Consider the following 18,796-nt stretch of genomic DNA (forward strand, 5'->3'; position numbering starts at 1 on the left):
TGACAGTTTTAAACATTAATATTAAACCAGAGAAGCTAACCTCTCTGGTTTTTCGTTGTATATAAAGTTAGGCACTTGTCTTATTGAACACCCATTTGAGGCTTCTAGGAAAGCTTCTTTACATACTGATCAAATAATTCTTATTGGAAATTTTATCATACACGTCCTTACTGAACATATATAACTGAGCTGGCTTTTTTGAAACACCAACTTGCTTTTCATCCAAAGCAATTATATATTTTCTACTGATTAACTTTCTTCTAAAATTACGGTTATCAATTTCAACACCTAATATAGATTGATAGAGATCCTGTACATCATTCATGGTGAATTTTAAGGGCAATAATTCAAATGTTATAGGCTCGGACAAGCATTTAGCCTTTAGGTCTTCATGAGCTTCCTCTATAATTTTCTTATGGTCAAACCCTAGTTTTGGCAATTCCCCTAGAGGAAACCATTTTGCCTTATGCTTATTAGCCTTTAAATCAACATCATTGGTTTTCAACAAAAAATAATAGGCTACGGTAAAAGTCCTTGAGCTAAATTTCTTGCTCTTAACCCAAATTTGGTCTGACTTCCCCATTAGCCGGTCAGGAGCTCCAAATACCTTAAATTGCTTCTTATACAAATTGGTTAGACCGGTTAGCTCTTTTAAAACCCTAGCAGAGGCTTCATCTAGAGTTTCATGCTCATACACATGGTAACCGGTTAGTACATAATCATCCACAAGGACATTAGATTTTGCCACGGACTCCAGATACCGCTTTATCAATAGAACATTAAGCGATTTTGCCTTAATGTCGTATCCAAAAACTACACAATCCACAGATACATTCAAGATTTCCTTAGCCCTCATAAATCTATTTTACATACAAAACTAAACAAATAAGCTCTTTAAATTAAAAATAAACGTCCTTTTGACATTTTTAACAAAAATTCACTAATCCCTAATATTACAAGGCGATAAAAGGTAATTTCACATATATAACGGGTAAAATATCACATTTTTTATGTTAATTAATTTGGTAAGTAAGAAAATAAAGTTTTCATTTGTTTAATAAACGTTAATATGACGTTTATTAATTATCAACCTATAACCATCTTGTTATAAAACAAATGCTATCCATTTTACAAACTAGAATCGGTTTTACTTTGAAAAATTCAAATCATAAAAAACTAGAGCAATTTAACAGAGCTTCTTTTATGCTAGCCCTACCATTAATTCTCTTCTTTGGAATCAATTTTGGGTTAGCTCAGGACGATAACGAGGATAAAGACCGCTACAAACCTTTTAACACTGGCGGCCACTTAAAGAACATGCATATATGGCATGGCTTTGTTGTACATCCAGGAGCTATGTTCGCCACCCATTTAGAATATAATTCAAAAAATGAAAAATTTACACTTGGCGTCTGGGGCGGTGCCGGATTCACCACTACCGATGTAATCCATAAGGATTCCGGACAAAACGTAAGGGCCAACTACAAAGAAGTTTCCATATATGCCCTCTATCGTCTTTCCGATAGATTTTTTGCCGAAGCCGTATCGCACAACAATTACACCGGGGTGGAAGAAAGAGGCGACAAACTAAACTATTGGAGCTATGACAAAACACAGGGATACAATTTTGTGGATATCAACTTTGGCTACAATGTTACCCCAAACACCCTTCTGTATTTAGCCACCATTATAGGTGGTGGTTCTGGAGATTACGAAATCCAACCCGATGGTTCTCTAAAAAATTCATGGACCCATTATTTTGAAGTGAAAGCAAGGTGTGGAAAATTGACAATTACGAACTATCCCTATTTGCCGGTGGTGCATGGTCCTTCTTAACGGACAAAACATTCTACACCCAAGACAAAGCAAATGTTATTAACGTAGGATTGGCACTGAACAAGAATATTACTGTAGCCAACTACGAATTGCCTGTTGAAGTTACAGCCATGTGGAACCCCGAGAAGCGAGCAACGGTGTTATCACTAGATTTTTCTTTATTTTAACAAAACCCGAACATAAATAACAGCTAATAGTATTGATTATGAAAAACGCAAATTCAGCTTTAAAGAAAATCCTTGGCCCATTCGTGGTGGTCACATTACTATTTATGTGCAGTTGTGCCAGACAGTTAGAAACAAGCAAAGCCTCCAACAGTCTAACCAAAGATACAGAGGAGAGTTTTGTAAGCAAAATAGATCTTTCAGACAAAAGAATAGGCTATTGCACCCCGTCATTGAACGCACCCTACTACCAAGCGCTGTTCCAGAGCATTAAGTCCACTACCGAAAATAATGGCATGACCTTCTTATCTGCAGATGGCCAAAATGATATTAACAAACAAATAGCCGCGGTTGAGGATCTAATCACAAAAGGTATTGATGCCCTGCTCCTTAACCCGCTAGATCCTGATGCCCTGGTTGGGGTTACCAAAGTCGCTAAAGCCGCCGGTGTTCCGGTATTCATTATAGACAGTTCTATTGACCCATCGGCAGATTTTGTTACCACCATTCAATCTAACAACTTAGCAAACGGGGAACTTGCCGGAGAATGGCTAGCCAAAAAATTCGGCAAAGAAAAAATGAATATTGCCCTATTAAGTGGTAATGCCGGAAACCCCGTAGGCAAAACACGGAAACAAGGGCTTTTGCAAGGTATTACGGAAGAACAATTAAGAACGTTGGGCTATATTGATTTGAACATTAAAACCCAAATGTATACCAACTGGTCCTATGCCGGCGGACTAAAGGCCATGGAAGATGTTTTGGTAGCACACCCAGATGTAAACGTAGTCATTACCGAATCGGATGTTTGTGTACTGGGAGCCATAAAGGCAATTGCCCAGGCGGGTAAAACAGACGATATTTTGATCGTTGCCGGTGCGGACGGACAAAAAGAAGCCATAAAGTACATTATGGAAACAGATTTCTATGGGTGTACCGCCATGAACAGTCCGGTACAGATAGGAAAAAATGCCGTTCAGTATGCAATTGAATACATGAACGGAAAAACAGATTTTCCAAAAAACTCATACACTGCGCCTTTACTGATCACAAAGGAAAATGCGGCAAAATACTACAGGCAAAATGCTATATTTTAAAGGGAGTCCGCAACACTTATTAATCAAACCTTGTTAGACATGAAAACTGAAAATAGCGCATACCGAGTTGAAATGACCGGAATATCTAAAAGCTTTGGAGTGGTTTCTGTACTTGAAGGTGTAAATCTTAAAGTAAAACCCGGAGAAATTCATGCACTACTTGGCGAGAATGGCGCGGGTAAATCTACGCTGGTAAAAATCCTTAGCGGTGTGCATCAAAAAGATGGTGGAAAAATCTTGTTGAACAGCGAAGAACTTAACCTAAAAAACACACACGAAGGTCAGGTAAAAGGTATTAGTGTCGTCTACCAAGAACTCTCACTGGTAAACGATCTATCCGTTGCCGAAAATATCTACTTGCACAAACTTGGCGCAAATAAGTTCTGGATGAACTGGAAAAAAATTACCAAAGACGCCCAAGAGCTTATAGATTCTTTGGGCTTTAAGATTGATGCATCGGCGCGAGTCAGAGATTTGAGTATTGTCCAAAAACAAGTAGTAGAAATTGCCAAGGCCTTATCGGAAGATACAAAAGTACTCGTACTGGATGAGCCCACTACCGTTTTTGATCCTACGGACACACAAAAGTTATTTGACAATTTGTTCAGGTTAAAGGAAAAAGGCATTTCCATTATTTACATCTCTCACCATTTAGAGGAAATATTTAAGATAGCAGATTCCATAACCGTCCTTAGAGATGGTGTAGACACAGGTTGCTTACCCGTTTCCGAGACCGACACGGATAGTGTTATTCGATTAATGATCGGTAGGGAACTAAAAGATCTATACCCCGAACGTAATGCAAAAATAGGGTCAAAACCTGTTTTTGAAGTCAAGAACCTAACAGCTAAGAACAACTTGGTTCACGATGTGTCATTTTCCGTAAAACCTGGTGAAGTTATTGGCGTAGCAGGGTTAGGTGGCAGCGGAAGGACAGAAACAGCAAAATTGATTTTTGGTGCCGATAAAAAGAAATCCGGAACCTTGACCCTAAACGGAAAAGAGATTAAAACTAAGTCGCCCGTTGATGCCGTAAAACATCAAATAGGCTTTGTATCTGAAGATCGCAAGGAAGAAGGTGTCTTTTTGCCTCTTTCCATTCGAAAGAACATTAGCATTACCAATTTTAGATCCATTTCCAGTAAACTGGGTTTCTTAAAAACAGAAAAAGAGCAAGAAAACGTATCTGCCTTAATTAACAAGCTAAATATTAAGACCCCTAGCTCAGAAGTAGATGTAGGCAACTTAAGTGGCGGCAACCAGCAAAAAGTGGCTTTGGCCAAATGGCTTAGCATAGACAGCAAAGTAATAATAATTGACGAACCTACGCGCGGGGTAGACGTTGGTGCCAAAGTCGAAATCTATAATCTCATAAACGAAGTTGCCCAGAAAGGTGTTGCCGTTGTGGTCATTTCTTCCGATATGCCCGAAATAATGGGTATTTCGGACCGAATCCTAGTTATGCACAAGGGCACCTTCTACGGCGAGTTGACCAAAGCGCAATTTTCCGAAGAAAACATACTACGCTACTCCATTGGAAAAGCATTAAAAACATCATCATCCAACCATTAAAAAAATTAGATCATGGCCTTAACAATAAAACAACAACTTAGTAGTCCAGGAGGATTCCTTAAGTTTCTGATCAAACACAACACCATCTTCATTTTCATCGTACTAGTGCTGTTTTCCGCAATGATTTCAGATGTGTTCTTTACATCGGTAAATCTGTCCAATTTACTAAAACAGGTTTCCGGTATTGGTATTATAAGTATTGGAATGTTAATAGTAATCCTAACCGGTGGAATAGACCTTTCTGTTGGTTCCATGGTAGCCTTGTTGGCCGTTACTTTCGCAATTTTAGTGAATACATTTGCCTTACCCCTAGCCATTCTACTGACCATTATAATCGGGTTTTCACTGGGAAGCGTAGCTGGTTATCTTGTAGCCTATCAAAAAATGGCACCCTTTATTGCCACACTTGCCCTAATGACTATCGCAAGAGGCTTGGGCTTTATCTATTCAAAAGGCTCCCCTATTACCTTCACCACTTACGGAGGATTGTACATGTCCGACTTTGCCAATAACTCAACCTTGGGCATACCTAACATTTCTATCGTGTTTTTTATCATTGTTATCTGTGCGATGGCAATGCTACGCTACAATGTATTTGGTAGATTGATTATAGCCATAGGAAGCAACGAGGAGGCCTCTAGACTATCGGGCATTAAAGTAAACAAATACAAGTTTTTGGTCTATGCAATTTCTGGGGCTTTGGCCGCAACTGCCGCTATCATTGTTGCCTCCAGAACAAATTTGGGATCACCTAATATGGGCATGGCTTGGGAACTTGACGCTATTGCCGCAGTAGTAATTGGTGGCGCAAGCTTAAATGGAGGAAAAGGAACCGCTATAAACACCTTAATGGGCGTTCTTATTTTAGGCTTGATAAGCAACATCCTAAATCTACTTAATGTACCCTCCTACCCGCAACAAGTGGTGAAAGGTGCCATAATCATCTTTGCCGTTCTCTTACAAAAATTCGAGAGCAAATAACTTAAAAACATAACGTTACATATTATGACTAGCTATAAATTAAACAACAAAAACCTCAGCAAGTTTTCAGATGAGGCCCTTATTCCCCAGTATGATAGATCTACCTTAAAAACAGGTATCGTCCATGTGGGCATAGGGGGGTTCCACCGATCTCATGAAGCCTATTATACCGATCAATTATTACATGACCCAGCCAATTCGGATTGGGGCATTTGTGGCATTGCTCTATTGGATTTTGACACAAAAATTTACAATACCCTTAAAGAGCAAGACGGATTGTACACCCTTATTGTGAAGGAATTGGACGGAACCTTGACCAAAAAAATCATAGGCTCTATTGTAGAATACCTTTATGCTCCGGAGAATCCAACACAGGTAATAGAGAAAATGGCGAGTAACGATGTTAAGATCATAACCCTGACCATTACGGAAGGTGGCTATAACTACAACGAAGCCACGGGTTCTTTTGACTTCACAAACCCCCTAGTTCAACAGGACTTAGAGCACCCACAAGCTCCCAAAACAATTTTTGGTTATTTGACCCAAGCATTAAAACTCCGAAAAGAAAGAGGATTGCCCGGGTGCACCATTCAGTCTTGCGATAACATTCAGGGAAATGGACATATGACGGAAAAGATGTTATTGAGTTTTGTACATATGGCCGAACCGGATCTCGTACCCTGGATAAAATCAAATATATCCTTCCCTAATGCCATGGTAGATAGAATCACTCCCGCCACATCAGAAAAGGATATTGCCCTATTAAAAGAAACCAGCGGAATTGAAGATGCATGGCCCGTAGTTTGTGAGCCTTTTAAACAATGGGTCATAGAAGATGATTTTATCTCAGGAAGACCTGCTTGGGAAAATGTAGGAGCTCAATTTGTAGAAGATGTAGTTCCTTATGAAAAAATGAAGCTTAGCCTCTTAAATGCAGGACATTCCGTTTTGGGAATCCTTGGCGCTCTAATAGGCTATGAAACTATTGACGAATCTGTTCAGAACAAGGCTATACAAACCTTTTTACACTCCTACATGGATGAAGAGGTGAGCCCCACTTTAGGTGATTTAGAAGGTGTTGACTTAAAAAAGTATAAACAGTCACTGCTTCAAAGATTTGGGAATATTTACATCAAAGATCAAATAGACAGAATATGTTCTGAGAGTTCCGCTAAAATTCCCATTTTTATTTTACCCACGGTAAACGCACAATTAGAAAATGACGGCCCTGTTGATCATGCGGCTTTTGTAATTGCAGCCTGGGCCATCTACAGTGCCGGTCTTGATGAGCAAGGAAACCCCTTAAATATTAAAGATGCCCTAGAAACCCTATTAAAAGAAAAAGCTCTGGTTGCCAAAAACAGTCCCACATCTTTTTTGGAAATAGAATCCGTTTTCGGGAAGCTGAATCAATCCAAAAGATTTGTTGATATTTACACAGCGGCATATCAAAACATTCTAAAATACGGTGTAGAAGAATGTATAACCCAAATGAACAATAAGGCTTTAAATAATATTTAAATGAAAAATATAGTTTGTTTCGGAGAAGTTCTTTGGGACGTATTCCCTACCCATAAAAAAATTGGAGGAGCGCCTTTAAACGTTGCCGCGCGTTTACAATCATTAGAAAATAGGGTAAGCCTGATCAGCAAGGTAGGTAATGATGGGGCCGGCAGTGAAATAATTGAATTCCTTAACAAACAGGGTATCAACACCCAAAGCGTAAAAGTGGATTCTACTCTAAAAACTGGAGATGTAAAAGTTACTTTGAACGACAAAGGTTCCGCCTCATATATTATAGAGTCTCCTAGAGCTTGGGACCATATTTTACTTACACCAGATGCTGTAGACATTACTCAAACTTCGGATGCCTTTATATACGGAAGTTTGGCCGCAAGAAACCATACCTCTAAGAATACACTGCATGAGCTTTTAAAACTGGCCAAGTATAAAATTTTTGATGTTAATCTTAGAGCTCCGCATTACACCATACATGTTTTGTACGAACTCATGGATGCTGCCGACTTTATAAAGTTTAATGACGATGAAATTTTAGAAATAGCAAAAGCCCTAGATTTCGAATCCGAGTCTCTAGAAGAAAACATCAAATTTATAGCGAAGTATACAAATACAACATCTATTTGTGTTACAAGGGGCGGTAATGGCGCCATACTCTATTGTAATAATTTATTTTATTACAACAACGGCTATCCAATAACAGTTGTGGACACTGTTGGTGCAGGAGATTCTTTTTTGGCATCTCTGATCAACAAAATCCTTAAGGGTGCTTCCCCTCAAAATGCCCTTGATTTTTCTTGCGCCATGGGTGCAATTGTAGCCAGTAACCAAGGGGCAAACCCAAAAATAGAGAAAGCTACTATTGATAAAATGATGTATGTACAACCATAGAGATATGCTATAACAGACCAGAATTAAAATCTTTTATACACTCTTTAATCGTGCGCGTTCTAATATAATTTAGATAGCGCACGTACTTTTCCACAAAAATTGGACTGCTTTTTAAATCGCCAAAAACAGATTCGATTTCTAAAAACCTAATCGGATTCTGCTGAGACTGAGTGGCCCTTCTAATCAGAACATTACTTATAGAGTCTGAAATTTTATATGTTTTACCTTGATCATCCAAACCATCATAATATGTACACCATGCGGCAATAACAAAAGCAGCCCTGTCTATAACCTTGTCTTTTGACAACTGTGTCCGCACCGTCGGCAAAATAAAAATTGGGACTTTTGCAGAACTTTCATCGCAAATCCTGGAAAGGCTATCATATATATAAGGGTTCTTAAATCTAGCAATCAAAGTGGACTTATAATTTTCTACCAAATGAACCTCGGCCTTATCGAGAACAGGAATGACCTCTGCATCCATAAAAGTTTTCAGGAAATACATAAAGTCTTCATCGTTTGCAGCCTCACCTACGGTTTTATATCCGTGAAGCGTACCCAAGATACCCAATAGGGTATGTCCCGCATTAAGCAACTGAAGTTTCATTTTATCATAAAACTCAATATGCTCCACAAACTGTACACCTACCTTTTCCCACTGTGGCCTTCCGTGAAAAAAATTATCCTCGATCACCCAGTTCGCAAAAGGCTCGCAGACCACTGGCCATTGGTCCTCAATTAAAAAGTCGTTTTTTAAAGTTTCAATGTCTTCCGGGCGGGTTAGCGGTGTAATTCGATCTACCATTGAATTTGGAAACGTAGTGTTCTCCTTTAGCCACGGCAGCAGTTCGGGCTCCATCTTATTAACGTAGTTGAAAAAAGAAGCTTTCATCGTATCTCCGTTGCCTTTTATATTGTCACATGATAGAATGGTACAACCTGCAAGACCTCGGAACTTCCTCAACTTAAAGGCTTGCATCAAATATCCAAAAACGGTTTTTGGATAAAAGGGGTTTCTCATATCTTCGGCAACAACCGGATTCTCCTGATCAAACTCTCCTGTTATCTCGTTCAAGTGATATCCGTCTTCGGCAATGGTCAACGAAATAATCTCGATATCCGGATGAGCAAGTCTTTCAATGACCGCCATGGGATTTTCAGGACCAAAAAAGTACTCTACAATAGAGCCTATAACTTTTATTTGATGGGAACCATTGGCATCTTTCACCATCAAGCAATACAGCCCGTCTTGATCCTTTAGAACATTATAAATTTTTCGGTCTGCATCCAAAAGGTCTATTCCGCATATACCAAAATTAAATTCATCATGATTTTCTATCAGCTCGTGCATATAATATGCCTGATGCGCTCTATGAAAATTGCTTATCCCAATATGTGCAATACTTGTTTTAATTTTATCTCGATCAAATGCAGGAATCAACGCCCTATTCTGTAGCGCGCCTACATTCTCAATATTTAAGTATAATGGGTTTTGCATATTTTTTTTACAATATAGAATCAGTATCCAAAATCTTTCAATTTACATAAAAAATAAAATTATATCTATATTTATAAAGTGTTCATTGTATATTGACGAAATAGAACTTCATGCTCCGGCAAACGAAGTTTAAACCAAAGATAAGAGAGCTGTATTTAAATGGATTTTAGAAAACTGGATAACGTATCTGTCAATTGTGTCATTTTTGGCTTAGGCCCAGAAGGTTTGTATGTTCTTTTGCAAAAACGTACGCTAAATATGTTCCGAAAAGAGTACCCGGTAATTGATGACTGGGTTATAACAGGAGAACGTGCTTTCACAAACAAAACTTTAGAGGAATCTGCTAACAGTATCTTTAAAAGTATAACCAACCTTAACGAATTCAATAGGGTTCAGTTTCACACCTACGGCAATACCTCTAGAATTAAAACCGACAAAGATTTATTATGGACCAAAAGCAAAGGACTAAAGGCACAATCCATGACCATTGCGTATTATTTTGTACAGCCTAAAAAGAACATTCAATTAACCGATGATGACTTTAAGTGGTTTCCCGTAAAAGCTTTGCCGGAATTGGGTTTTGACCACAAAAAAATAATTGATGACGCTCAGGAAGATTTGAAGCAAAAAATCATGGTTGAGCCTATAATATTTGATTTGATATCGCATAAGTTTACGTTAAATGAACTTCAAATTGCTTTTGAGTCTGTCCTGAACATTGAAATTGACAACCGAAATTTCCGAAAAAAAGTACTGAAGAAAATTTATATTGTTCCTTTGAACGAAACCCGAAAGGGCAATGCAAAAAAACCTTCTAAACTCTATGTTTTTAGCCGAGATGTGTATAATAAAGTAACGGAGAAAGACCTCATCATAAATATTTAAGAGTTTAAAAGTCAATAAAAATATTGGTTCCGAACGAAATACAAACCATGCCTAACAAGACAGAATAAGGCTTTACCCTATGAGGTAAACCAGAAAATATCTTTCAATTAATGCCTTCACAGCACCATTTATACACATTTTCCTACGTTTTATAATTTCGCCCAACGATCAAAACAAAGATTTCGTATATTCGTGGTATACTATTTGCTCACATAATTATATGAAGCACTTTTACCTCTTAATTACTTTCTTGTGTATTTCCTTTTGCTATGGGCAAGAATCCCAGGGCAATGGGGATATTAAAGGTTTTAAACTTTACCCGAATCCGGTTACGAACGGTAAAGTTTATATTAGCACTTCTGAAACTTCGCCTAAACAAATCTTGATTTATGATGTTTTGGGAACACAGGTTTTAGAAACCAAAATTAATGGTGAGGAACTGTATCTTTCAAATATTGATGCGGGAGTTTATGTATTGCGTGTTTACCAAAACAACAAAGTAGCTACCAGAAAGCTGATTATAAAATAGTTCTTAGAACACCATCCAAACCCGCCTTATTTTCAATTGTTTACAATATTAAACGGTATAGCCCATTGACAAATACCCGTCGATGAATGGTAACAAAACTGCGATGAATGGAAGGCGATATTTCCTACACCTACATCTAAGTCACTTTCACAACATTTTACAACACCTACCCTACCCTTTACTTACCTTTAAACTGTTGACCCCAAATCAATACTTATGCGTGCTACCTACTTTATGCTTTTACTAATGTTCACCATTAGTATGTCCGCCCAAAATTCCTTTGATTTCCAAAATCAGAGCAAAGAAGAAATTCCTGGTTTTAAACTTTATCCCAACCCCGCTTTTAATGATGTGGTGAATGTCATTACCAGAGACAACCAAGTAAAACAAATTAAGGTTTATGATGTTTTTGGTAAGATTGTCCTAACCGATCAAATCTCCAAAAGCAATCTAAATATTTCTAGACTGGTACCCGGAGTATATGTACTTCAAGTAACCGAAAACAAAAAAACGAGCAACCGAAAATTGGTCGTAAAATAAGCACAAAAAAAGCCCCCTCTCGGGAGCTATTTCAATCTAATTAAAAACAAGTACTCTATTTACGTTAAGGTGTTTCCGTCAATAATTCAAAAACAACTTTACCGCAACTCTAATTTTATAATATCTCTACCACTTCAAGGTCAAAAACAAGGTCTTTACCTGCTAAAGGGTGATTACCATCTACAACAATACTTTCTTCCTTTACATCTGTGACCAAAAGATTAATTTCCTGACCACTTTGAGTCTGAGAAACAAGCCCCATACCTACTTTTGGCTCTATATCCTGTGGCAATTGACTTTTAGGCACTTCTTGTATCAATTCCTCTTTAGGCATTCCGTAAGCTTCCTCTTTTGGGATGTTAACGGTTTTTTTCTCATTGACCTTCATATCAATAAGACCTTTTTCAAAACCAGGTATCAATTCACCTTGACCCATAGTAAATTCAATAGGCTCTCCTCTTTCAACAGAGCTATCAAAAACTTCACCTGAAGCCAACTTTCCTGTGTAATGTACTTTTACTTTATCGTTTTGTTTAACTTGACTCATAATATCATTTTAAAAAACAGCAAAATGCTATTTTATAGCTATTTCGGTAAAGGTACAGGTATAAAAACGGTTACAAAATCTTTAACCCAAGGCCTCGGGGTATTTAGAAAACATTAACACTTTACACGTTAAACGTTAATAGTTTTAACACTTGCCACCTAGTTCAATACCAACTTCCGTAACTATACCAAAATTATACACTTTTACCCATCTTGTTTATTTTTTACAGAAAGTATATGACTATTTTTGCTTCAGTAAAGTAATTATGGACGGTACCGAAATTTTTAAAATTGATTCTCAAATTGAATTTGATGCACAGGCTCTAAAAGTTTTTAAGCATCAGTTCCGAACCAATGCCGTGTACCGTGAATTTTGTTCTTATTTAAAGAAATCCGACGAAAATGTAACTCAAGTTTCAGAAATACCTTTCCTGCCTATCTCTTTTTTTAAGTCGAAAGAAATTATTTCTGGCGAAAAACATCCTAAAACTATTTTTACAAGTAGTGGAACCACCGGAAACGAAACCAGTAAACACTTTGTTAACCGCATTTCCCTTTACGAACAAAGTTTCCGCAAGGCTTTTGAACAATTCTACGGTAAAGTTGAAGATTATTGCGTTCTAGCTTTACTACCTTCTTATCTTGAACGGGAAGGATCATCACTCATTTACATGGTAGATGATATGATAAAAGAAAGCAAACATGTAGATAGTGGGTTTTACCTCAACAACCTTGATAGTTTGAGGGATAAATTGATTCAGCTGGATAAAAACGGTCAAAAAATACTACTCATAGGTGTTTCCTTTGCTCTTCTAGACATGGTGGAAAAGCATTCGCTCCAATTGAAAAATACGGTCATTATGGAGACTGGAGGCATGAAAGGACGAAGAAAGGAATTAATTCGCGAAGAACTACACGAAATTTTAAAAGCAGGATTTGGTGTGCCGGTTATACATTCGGAATATGGAATGACAGAACTACTATCCCAAGGGTATTCCAAAGGAAACGGCATTTTTGAAACCCCACCATGGATGAAAATATTAATCCGTGATACCGAAGACCCGCTAACTTACCAAAACCACGGAAAAACCGGAGGTATCAATGTCATTGATTTGGCCAATATTGATTCCTGCGCATTTATAGCTACCCAAGATTTAGGCAAGACCTATGAAAATGGCACATTTGAAGTACTGGGCCGTTTTGACCATTCAGATGTTAGGGGTTGTAATCTAATGGTTCTTTAAAGACCCAAAATCTTTGCATCTACAAAGAAGGTTGTGTTTACGTCTATCTCATGATCAGTACTGATCAGCTCGTCCGTAACGGTTTCCAATCTAAGATTGAATTTATCTTTTTTAATGTAGTCCTTAAGATCAACATCTATAACATCTACATCCAAAACATCACCCACAGTTTCTTCTACCTCATCCTTGGAAGCTATCATAATTTCCTCAAGACCTTCTGCAGAAATATAAACTTTTAAAGATTCAAGAAAACTAAAATCGCTATCATCCGGTGTTGTTATCTTTAATTCCAACTCCGTGAGCTTAATTTCCTCGATCAAATCTTTACGTGTATCATTCACCTCAAATTCCGATTCCGAATTGGTTTCTACATCCGGTGTAAACATATCAAAAGGAAGGTCTATTCCGGTTGAGGATGGAATGGTCACCTGGGTTGTATAATCTATATTAAACTTAGTGAGTTCATCTAATTTATCACAAGAAGCAAACACTGAAATAACGGTTATAAGAAGTAAAAACTTACGCATACTAGAATGGGGTTTAAAAGTATTATGGCTACATAACGCTTTTTAAACCCCATTTAGTCTATGATTTCTAGAAAATAAAACGATTGACTAGTTAACTACCAGAACAAAATAGTTCTTTTTACCCCGTTGCAGCAAAACAAACTTACCATTGATCAAATCATTTTCCGTGATGAGGTAATCTGCTTTTACCTTTTCTTTATTTACTGAAATAGAATTTTGTTTCAGCTCTCTTCTTGCTTCACTATTAGAAGCCAAAAATCCTGTTTTATCTGCCAAAGCACCGATCATGTCCAATCCTGGTGTAAGTTCAGAATTAGAAACTTCAGCCTGTGGAACACCATCAAAAACATCTAAAAATGTCTTTTCGTTCAAACCTTTTAAGTCTTCAGATGTTGACTTCCCAAAAAGAATGTTACTCGCTTTTTGAGCATTCTCCAAATCTTCTTGCGAATGAACCATAACGGTAATTTCTTCTGCAAGTCGCTTTTGTAAGATGCGCATATGTGGCGCTTCCTGATGCTCTTTCACCAATGTATCTATCTCATCCTTAGAAAGGAACGTAAATATCTTAATATACTTTTCAGCATCTGCATCTGATGTGTTCAACCAATATTGGTAAAACTTGTAAGGAGATGTGCGCTCGGAATCCAACCAGATATTACCTCCCTCGGTCTTACCGAATTTAGTACCATCTGCCTTGGTAATCAATGGGCATGTTAAGGCATACCCTTTTCCTCCGCCAATTCTTCTGATCAATTCCGTACCCGTAGTGATATTCCCCCATTGATCACTACCTCCCATCTGCAATGTACAGTTATGGTTCTGGTATAAATATAGAAAATCATATCCTTGAACCATCTGGTAGGTAAACTCGGTAAAAGACATCCCTTCTTTGGATTCTGCAGAAAGTCGCTTTCTTACAGAATCCTTCGCCATCATATAGTTAACAGTAATATGCTTGCCAACATCCCGTATGAAATCCAAGAAAGAGAAATCCTTCATCCAATCATAATTGTTGACCAAAAGAGCAGCATTATCGGCATCACTATCAAAATCTAAAAACCGTGACAGTTGATTTTTTATTCCTTCTTGATTATGGCGTAGTGTTGCCTCGTCCAATAGATTACGCTCCGCAGATTTACCAGAAGGATCACCGATCATACCCGTGGCACCACCAATAAGGGCATATGGCTTATGGCCTGCCAATTGAAAATGACGTAACATCATTACCCCCACCAAGTGGCCAATATGTAGTGAATCTGCCGTAGGATCAATACCTACGTATGCAGATTGCATTTCGTTCATTAGGTGCTCTTCGGTTCCAGGCATTGCGTCGTGCAGCATGCCTCTCCATTTTAATTCTTCTACAAAGTTTGAAGTCATGTCCGTTTATTCTGATAATTTGCTGCAAATATAAAAGTAAATCATGGCCCAACCCCTGAATATTAAAGGAATTTATTCCGCGCTATTTGCTAACTTTGGCACATGGTCTTGGTTACAGGAGGAACGGGGTTAGTGGGCTCACATCTTTTATTTAAATTGATGGAGAACGGTCATTCCGTTAGAGCAATTCATAGAAAGGGAAGCGACCTGAAACGCGTGGCCAAGGTTTTTGGCTATTATTCAGACGATGCCAAAAGTCTCTTTAACAAAATAGAATGGGTAGAGGCCGATATTATTGACATACCGGCATTGGAAATTGCTTTTGACCAAATTACCCATGTTTACCATACCGCTGCATTGATTTCTTTTGACCCCAAGAATTTTGATACACTCCAAAAAATAAATACCGAAGGAACCGCCAATATTGTAAACCTTTGTATTTCAAATGGCATAAAAAAATTGTGCTATACCAGTACCATAGGCGCTATTGGTAAAAGTTTGGAGGATACTATGGCCGATGAAGAAAATGCTTGGACACCACGTGAAGCCAATGTTTACGGACTCACCAAACAAGCAGCGGAAATGGAAGTTTGGCGTGGTTCTCAGGAAGGACTACCTGTAGTTATGGTAAACCCTGGTGTAATTATTGGCCCAGGATTTTGGCATAGTGGCAGCGGCGATTTATTTACCGTGGCCAAAAAGGGTTATCGGTTTTATCCGCCGGGCGGAACAGGTTTTATTACGGTTCATGATGTGGTTAAAATGATGATTTCTCTAATGGATTCAGAGGTTATAAACGAACGCTATATTGCGGTGGCCGAAAATTTGACCTTTAAAGAAATTCTAACCAAAATCACCACGGAACTAGGAATTAAACCGCCATCCGTTCAGCTAAAATTTTGGCAACTTGAAATTGGCAGGTGGTTCGATTGGCTCAAAAATCTTTTCCTGAAAAATGGAAGAAGAATTACCAAAAATTCAATTCGTTCTCTAAAACACCGAGAGATGTATGATAATCAGAAAATTAAAAATGATGTCAATTTTGAATTTGAATCCCTAGACCAAACTATTTCGTTTTGCAGCAAAAAATTTACGGAAGAGTATCAGTAGCTTTCTCGGCCTTAGCTTTTTCGCGTTTAAGCTTCTCTTTGGCAACCCTAAGACTATCATTAATTTTTTTCTGTTCCTCTAACGCTTTTCCTTCACGCTCAAGGTTTGCTTCTATTTCTTTATATATTTCCTCATACTCCACAGGCAGCGAAGCATAATAGCGATCACTTTCTACCAACTGCAGGCTATCTATATCATATTTATTAAAAATATAGTCCATGGGTTCTACATCATTTTCGCGCAGCACCTGAACATTTGTTGTTTTAGCGGCATTTACAATGGCCAAATCTTGAAGTATTTGAACCATTTTATCCTTGGGAATAAGATTTTCCGGCTTTTTCAAAAGCGTTTCATTGCAAGAGATAAGTGTGCAGATAACCGTAAGTAAAGCTAAAACCCTCATATTATCTATTGAATGTTAATCGTTTTGCATTTCGCTCTTCAGAAAAGTTTCCGTTTTCATAGGCCAAATGACCGTTCACAAAAGTATGTGTAACAGAAGACGTAAAAGTAGCCCCTTCAAAAGGAGACCATTTGCATTTATAAGCAATATTCTCTTTGGTAACTTGCCAAGGCGCATTTATATCAACCACCACCAAGTCTGCATAATAACCTTCTCTTATATAACCTCGTTTTTCAACCTGAAAAAGTATAGCCGGATTGTGACACATCTTTTCCACCACTTTTTCCAAAGAAATCACACCCTCTTGAACCTTTTCCAATAATGCCGGGAGTGCATGTTGCACCAACGGACCACCTGAAGGAGCTTTCGTGTATACGTTCTCTTTCTCACTTAATAAATGTGGGGCATGATCCGTTGCAATTACATCTAAACGATCATCTAATAATGCTTCCCACAATTGCGCTCTATCTGCTGCAGTTTTTACAGCCGGGTTCCATTTTATTAAAGTTCCCTTGGTATCATAATCGGTATTAGTGAACCACAAATGGTGTACACATACCTCTGCTGTAATTTTTTTCTGTTCTAACGGAATGTCGTTCCTGAACAGTTCCGTTTCTTTTCCTGTAGACAAGTGAAACACATGAAGACGTGCCCCTGTCTTTTTGGCTAGAGCTATAGCCTTTGAAGACGAAAGATAACAAGCCTCTTCACTACGTATTTTATGATGGTATTTTACAGGAATATCCTCTCCGTACTTTTCTTTATACTCAGCAAGGTTTCTTTTTATTGTCCCTTCATCTTCACAATGGGCGGAAATTACCATTTCAGTATTGCTAAAAATGTTTTCTATGACCTCTTCATTATCCACCAACATATTACCTGTAGAAGACCCTAAAAATAACTTTACACCAGAACAGGCATTTTTATCCAATCGCTTTAATTCTTCCAAATTATCGTTAGTCCCCCCAAAAGGGAAAGAATAATTGGCAAAACTAGAACGAGCTCCCATTTGAAACTTTTCTTCAAGTTTTTCAATAGTCGTCGTTTGCGGGTTTGTATTGGGCTGCTCCATATAAGTAGTAATTCCACCAGCAACCGCTGCCCTGCTTTCTGAAGCAATATCTCCCTTATGTGTAAGACCAGGTTCCCTAAAGTGCACTTGATCATCTATAACCCCTGGCAAAAGATATTTGCCCTGAATGTCTATCATCTTAGCCGTATCATCAGAAATATTAGCCGCAATTTTAATAATTAGATCATCTTGAAGCAACACATCGCTTTCAAAAATGGAATTTTCGTTTACGATTTTCGCGTTTTTAATCAATACTCTTCCCATACTAAAATCTAGATTTATAGAACATACTTCGCATCTTCATCATAAAAACTCCAAAAATGGCTTCTTGTATAATAGATGATGTCATTTTTGATTTACCTCTTACCCGATCCCGGAAAATAATTGAAACTTCTTCAATCTTATAGTTCTTTAAATAGGCCCTGAATTTCATTTCTATCTGAAAAGCATACCCAACAAAACGAACAGAATCTAAATCAATATTCTCCAAGACTTTACGCCTATACACTACAAATCCGGCCGTAGGATCATGGACCCGCATTCCTGTAATCATCTTTACATAAAAAGAGGCCCCATAGGACAGTAACACGCGGTAAAGCGGCCAATCCACTACGTTTACCCCCTTTTTATACCGAGAACCCACAACAACATCGGCACCATTGGCACAGGCCCTATATAACCTTTGCAAATCTTCCGGGTTATGAGAAAAGTCGGCATCCATCTCAAAAATATAATCATACTTTTTCTCAATAGCCCATTTAAAGCCGTGTATGTAAGCTGTACCCAAACCAGATTTCTCTTTTCGCACTTCTAAAAAAAGCCGCTCTGAATACTCTTGCTGCAATTCTATTACTTTTGCCGATGTACCATCAGGAGAATTGTCATCAACAATTAATACATGAAAATTTTTGTTAAGACCAAAGACAGCTTTTATTATAGCTTCTATATTCTCTATCTCGTTGTAAGTGGGGATAATAACTAGGCTGTCTGACACGGATTT

20 protein-coding genes are annotated in these 18,796 nt (G+C 37.9%); 12 read left to right on the plus strand and 8 right to left on the minus strand.

Annotation, left to right across the window (positions count from 1 at the left end):
* Positions 1–118: 118 nt before the first annotated feature.
* Positions 119–856: an NUDIX hydrolase gene (locus IWC72_RS03855; protein ID WP_194528877.1), complete on the minus strand. Its 738-nt coding sequence runs from the start codon at positions 854–856 to the stop codon at positions 119–121.
* A 296-nt stretch (positions 857–1,152) separates the two neighbouring features.
* Between IWC72_RS03855 and IWC72_RS03860 the strand changes: the two genes are divergently transcribed.
* The 7 genes from IWC72_RS03860 to IWC72_RS03885 are packed head-to-tail and all read left to right on the plus strand — an operon-like array spanning position 1,153 to position 8,059.
* Positions 1,153–1,836: a hypothetical protein gene (locus IWC72_RS03860; protein ID WP_226979482.1), complete on the plus strand. Its 684-nt coding sequence runs from the start codon at positions 1,153–1,155 to the stop codon at positions 1,834–1,836.
* Complete coding sequence (locus tag IWC72_RS20240) at positions 1,776–2,003, plus strand: hypothetical protein (RefSeq protein WP_226967944.1); 228 nt, start codon at positions 1,776–1,778, stop codon at positions 2,001–2,003. Before IWC72_RS03860 ends, IWC72_RS20240 begins: the two co-directional genes overlap by 61 nt.
* A 38-nt stretch (positions 2,004–2,041) precedes the next feature.
* Positions 2,042–3,097, plus strand: a complete 1,056-nt coding sequence (locus IWC72_RS03865; protein ID WP_194528878.1) for a substrate-binding domain-containing protein — start codon at positions 2,042–2,044, stop codon at positions 3,095–3,097.
* A gap of 39 nt (positions 3,098–3,136) precedes the next feature.
* A complete protein-coding gene (locus IWC72_RS03870; RefSeq protein ID WP_194528879.1) occupies positions 3,137–4,669 on the plus strand; it encodes a sugar ABC transporter ATP-binding protein in 1,533 nt (510 codons plus the stop codon).
* A 12-nt stretch (positions 4,670–4,681) separates the two neighbouring features.
* Positions 4,682–5,650 carry an ABC transporter permease gene (locus tag IWC72_RS03875; protein ID WP_194524925.1) on the plus strand — a complete coding sequence of 323 codons (969 nt, stop codon included), beginning with the start codon at positions 4,682–4,684 and terminating at the stop codon, positions 5,648–5,650.
* A gap of 24 nt (positions 5,651–5,674) precedes the next feature.
* Positions 5,675–7,171, plus strand: a complete 1,497-nt coding sequence (locus IWC72_RS03880) for a mannitol dehydrogenase family protein (RefSeq protein ID WP_194528880.1) — start codon at positions 5,675–5,677, stop codon at positions 7,169–7,171.
* The gene (locus IWC72_RS03885) at positions 7,172–8,059 is read left to right on the plus strand and encodes a carbohydrate kinase family protein (RefSeq protein ID WP_194528881.1); all 888 of its coding nucleotides are present in this window, start codon (positions 7,172–7,174) and stop codon (positions 8,057–8,059) included.
* Positions 8,060–8,066: 7 nt separating this feature from the next.
* Here IWC72_RS03885 and IWC72_RS03890 read toward each other — a convergent pair whose 3' ends face one another.
* On the minus strand, positions 8,067–9,557 hold the full coding sequence (locus IWC72_RS03890) for a mannitol dehydrogenase family protein (RefSeq protein WP_194528882.1): 1,491 nt from the start codon (positions 9,555–9,557) through the stop codon (positions 8,067–8,069).
* Positions 9,558–9,716: 159 nt separating this feature from the next.
* Here IWC72_RS03890 and IWC72_RS03895 point away from each other — a divergent pair, with 159 nt between their 5' ends.
* The 3 genes from IWC72_RS03895 to IWC72_RS03905 all read left to right on the plus strand — a co-directional run bounded on the left by IWC72_RS03895 (position 9,717) and on the right by IWC72_RS03905 (position 11,511).
* Positions 9,717–10,442 carry an NUDIX hydrolase gene (locus tag IWC72_RS03895; protein WP_194528883.1) on the plus strand — a complete coding sequence of 242 codons (726 nt, stop codon included), beginning with the start codon at positions 9,717–9,719 and terminating at the stop codon, positions 10,440–10,442.
* A gap of 220 nt (positions 10,443–10,662) precedes the next feature.
* Entirely contained in the window at positions 10,663–10,971 is a 309-nt protein-coding gene (locus IWC72_RS03900; protein WP_194528884.1) for a T9SS type A sorting domain-containing protein, read from the plus strand.
* A 216-nt stretch (positions 10,972–11,187) separates the two neighbouring features.
* Positions 11,188–11,511, plus strand: coding sequence for a T9SS type A sorting domain-containing protein (locus tag IWC72_RS03905; protein ID WP_194528885.1), 324 nt, complete (start codon positions 11,188–11,190; stop codon positions 11,509–11,511).
* A gap of 115 nt (positions 11,512–11,626) precedes the next feature.
* Here IWC72_RS03905 and IWC72_RS03910 read toward each other — a convergent pair whose 3' ends face one another.
* Positions 11,627–12,058 carry an FKBP-type peptidyl-prolyl cis-trans isomerase gene (locus IWC72_RS03910; protein ID WP_194524932.1) on the minus strand — a complete coding sequence of 144 codons (432 nt, stop codon included), beginning with the start codon at positions 12,056–12,058 and terminating at the stop codon, positions 11,627–11,629.
* Positions 12,059–12,323: 265 nt separating this feature from the next.
* On the opposite strand from IWC72_RS03910, the gene IWC72_RS03915 reads away from it, so the two are divergent.
* On the plus strand, positions 12,324–13,301 hold the full coding sequence (locus IWC72_RS03915) for a LuxE/PaaK family acyltransferase (RefSeq protein WP_194528886.1): 978 nt from the start codon (positions 12,324–12,326) through the stop codon (positions 13,299–13,301).
* Here the strand turns inward: IWC72_RS03915 and IWC72_RS03920 are convergent.
* The gene (locus IWC72_RS03920; RefSeq protein WP_194528887.1) at positions 13,298–13,828 is read right to left on the minus strand and encodes a hypothetical protein; all 531 of its coding nucleotides are present in this window, start codon (positions 13,826–13,828) and stop codon (positions 13,298–13,300) included. The two genes, IWC72_RS03915 and IWC72_RS03920, sit on opposite strands and share 4 nt — an antisense overlap.
* 87 nt (positions 13,829–13,915) lie before the next feature.
* The gene (gene tyrS, locus IWC72_RS03925) at positions 13,916–15,211 is read right to left on the minus strand and encodes a tyrosine--tRNA ligase (RefSeq protein WP_194524935.1); all 1,296 of its coding nucleotides are present in this window, start codon (positions 15,209–15,211) and stop codon (positions 13,916–13,918) included.
* Positions 15,212–15,313: 102 nt separating this feature from the next.
* Here tyrS and IWC72_RS03930 point away from each other — a divergent pair, with 102 nt between their 5' ends.
* Positions 15,314–16,321, plus strand: coding sequence for an NAD-dependent epimerase/dehydratase family protein (locus IWC72_RS03930; RefSeq protein ID WP_194528888.1), 1,008 nt, complete (start codon positions 15,314–15,316; stop codon positions 16,319–16,321).
* Here the strand turns inward: IWC72_RS03930 and IWC72_RS03935 are convergent.
* Genes IWC72_RS03935 through IWC72_RS03945 form a run of 3 tightly spaced genes read right to left on the minus strand, consistent with a single transcriptional unit; the run spans position 16,302 to position 18,790 of the window.
* Positions 16,302–16,724 carry a DUF4296 domain-containing protein gene (locus IWC72_RS03935; RefSeq protein ID WP_194528889.1) on the minus strand — a complete coding sequence of 141 codons (423 nt, stop codon included), beginning with the start codon at positions 16,722–16,724 and terminating at the stop codon, positions 16,302–16,304. The two genes, IWC72_RS03930 and IWC72_RS03935, sit on opposite strands and share 20 nt — an antisense overlap.
* Before the next feature lies 1 nt (position 16,725).
* Positions 16,726–18,060, minus strand: coding sequence for a dihydroorotase (locus IWC72_RS03940; RefSeq protein ID WP_194528890.1), 1,335 nt, complete (start codon positions 18,058–18,060; stop codon positions 16,726–16,728).
* Position 18,061: 1 nt separating this feature from the next.
* Positions 18,062–18,790: a polyprenol monophosphomannose synthase gene (locus IWC72_RS03945; RefSeq protein ID WP_194524939.1), complete on the minus strand. Its 729-nt coding sequence runs from the start codon at positions 18,788–18,790 to the stop codon at positions 18,062–18,064.
* Positions 18,791–18,796: the final 6 nt, after the last annotated feature.

It is taken from the genome of Zobellia roscoffensis (assembly GCF_015330165.1).
Classification (GTDB): Bacteria; Bacteroidota; Bacteroidia; order Flavobacteriales; family Flavobacteriaceae; genus Zobellia; species Zobellia roscoffensis.

Coding starts and splice junctions, on each gene's coding strand:
- IWC72_RS03855 (WP_194528877.1), bottom strand. CDS start 856: ATGAGGGCTAAGGAAATCTTGAATGTATCTGTGGATTGTGTAGTTTTT.
- IWC72_RS03865 (WP_194528878.1), top strand. CDS start 2,042: ATGAAAAACGCAAATTCAGCTTTAAAGAAAATCCTTGGCCCATTCGTG.
- IWC72_RS03870 (WP_194528879.1), top strand. CDS start 3,137: ATGAAAACTGAAAATAGCGCATACCGAGTTGAAATGACCGGAATATCT.
- IWC72_RS03875 (WP_194524925.1), top strand. CDS start 4,682: ATGGCCTTAACAATAAAACAACAACTTAGTAGTCCAGGAGGATTCCTT.
- IWC72_RS03880 (WP_194528880.1), top strand. CDS start 5,675: ATGACTAGCTATAAATTAAACAACAAAAACCTCAGCAAGTTTTCAGAT.
- IWC72_RS03885 (WP_194528881.1), top strand. CDS start 7,172: ATGAAAAATATAGTTTGTTTCGGAGAAGTTCTTTGGGACGTATTCCCT.
- IWC72_RS03890 (WP_194528882.1), bottom strand. CDS start 9,557: ATGCAAAACCCATTATACTTAAATATTGAGAATGTAGGCGCGCTACAG.
- IWC72_RS03895 (WP_194528883.1), top strand. CDS start 9,717: ATGGATTTTAGAAAACTGGATAACGTATCTGTCAATTGTGTCATTTTT.
- IWC72_RS03900 (WP_194528884.1), top strand. CDS start 10,663: ATGAAGCACTTTTACCTCTTAATTACTTTCTTGTGTATTTCCTTTTGC.
- IWC72_RS03905 (WP_194528885.1), top strand. CDS start 11,188: ATGCGTGCTACCTACTTTATGCTTTTACTAATGTTCACCATTAGTATG.
- IWC72_RS03910 (WP_194524932.1), bottom strand. CDS start 12,058: ATGAGTCAAGTTAAACAAAACGATAAAGTAAAAGTACATTACACAGGA.
- IWC72_RS03915 (WP_194528886.1), top strand. CDS start 12,324: ATGGACGGTACCGAAATTTTTAAAATTGATTCTCAAATTGAATTTGAT.
- IWC72_RS03920 (WP_194528887.1), bottom strand. CDS start 13,828: ATGCGTAAGTTTTTACTTCTTATAACCGTTATTTCAGTGTTTGCTTCT.
- tyrS (WP_194524935.1), bottom strand. CDS start 15,211: ATGACTTCAAACTTTGTAGAAGAATTAAAATGGAGAGGCATGCTGCAC.
- IWC72_RS03930 (WP_194528888.1), top strand. CDS start 15,314: ATGGTCTTGGTTACAGGAGGAACGGGGTTAGTGGGCTCACATCTTTTA.
- IWC72_RS03935 (WP_194528889.1), bottom strand. CDS start 16,724: ATGAGGGTTTTAGCTTTACTTACGGTTATCTGCACACTTATCTCTTGC.
- IWC72_RS03940 (WP_194528890.1), bottom strand. CDS start 18,060: ATGGGAAGAGTATTGATTAAAAACGCGAAAATCGTAAACGAAAATTCC.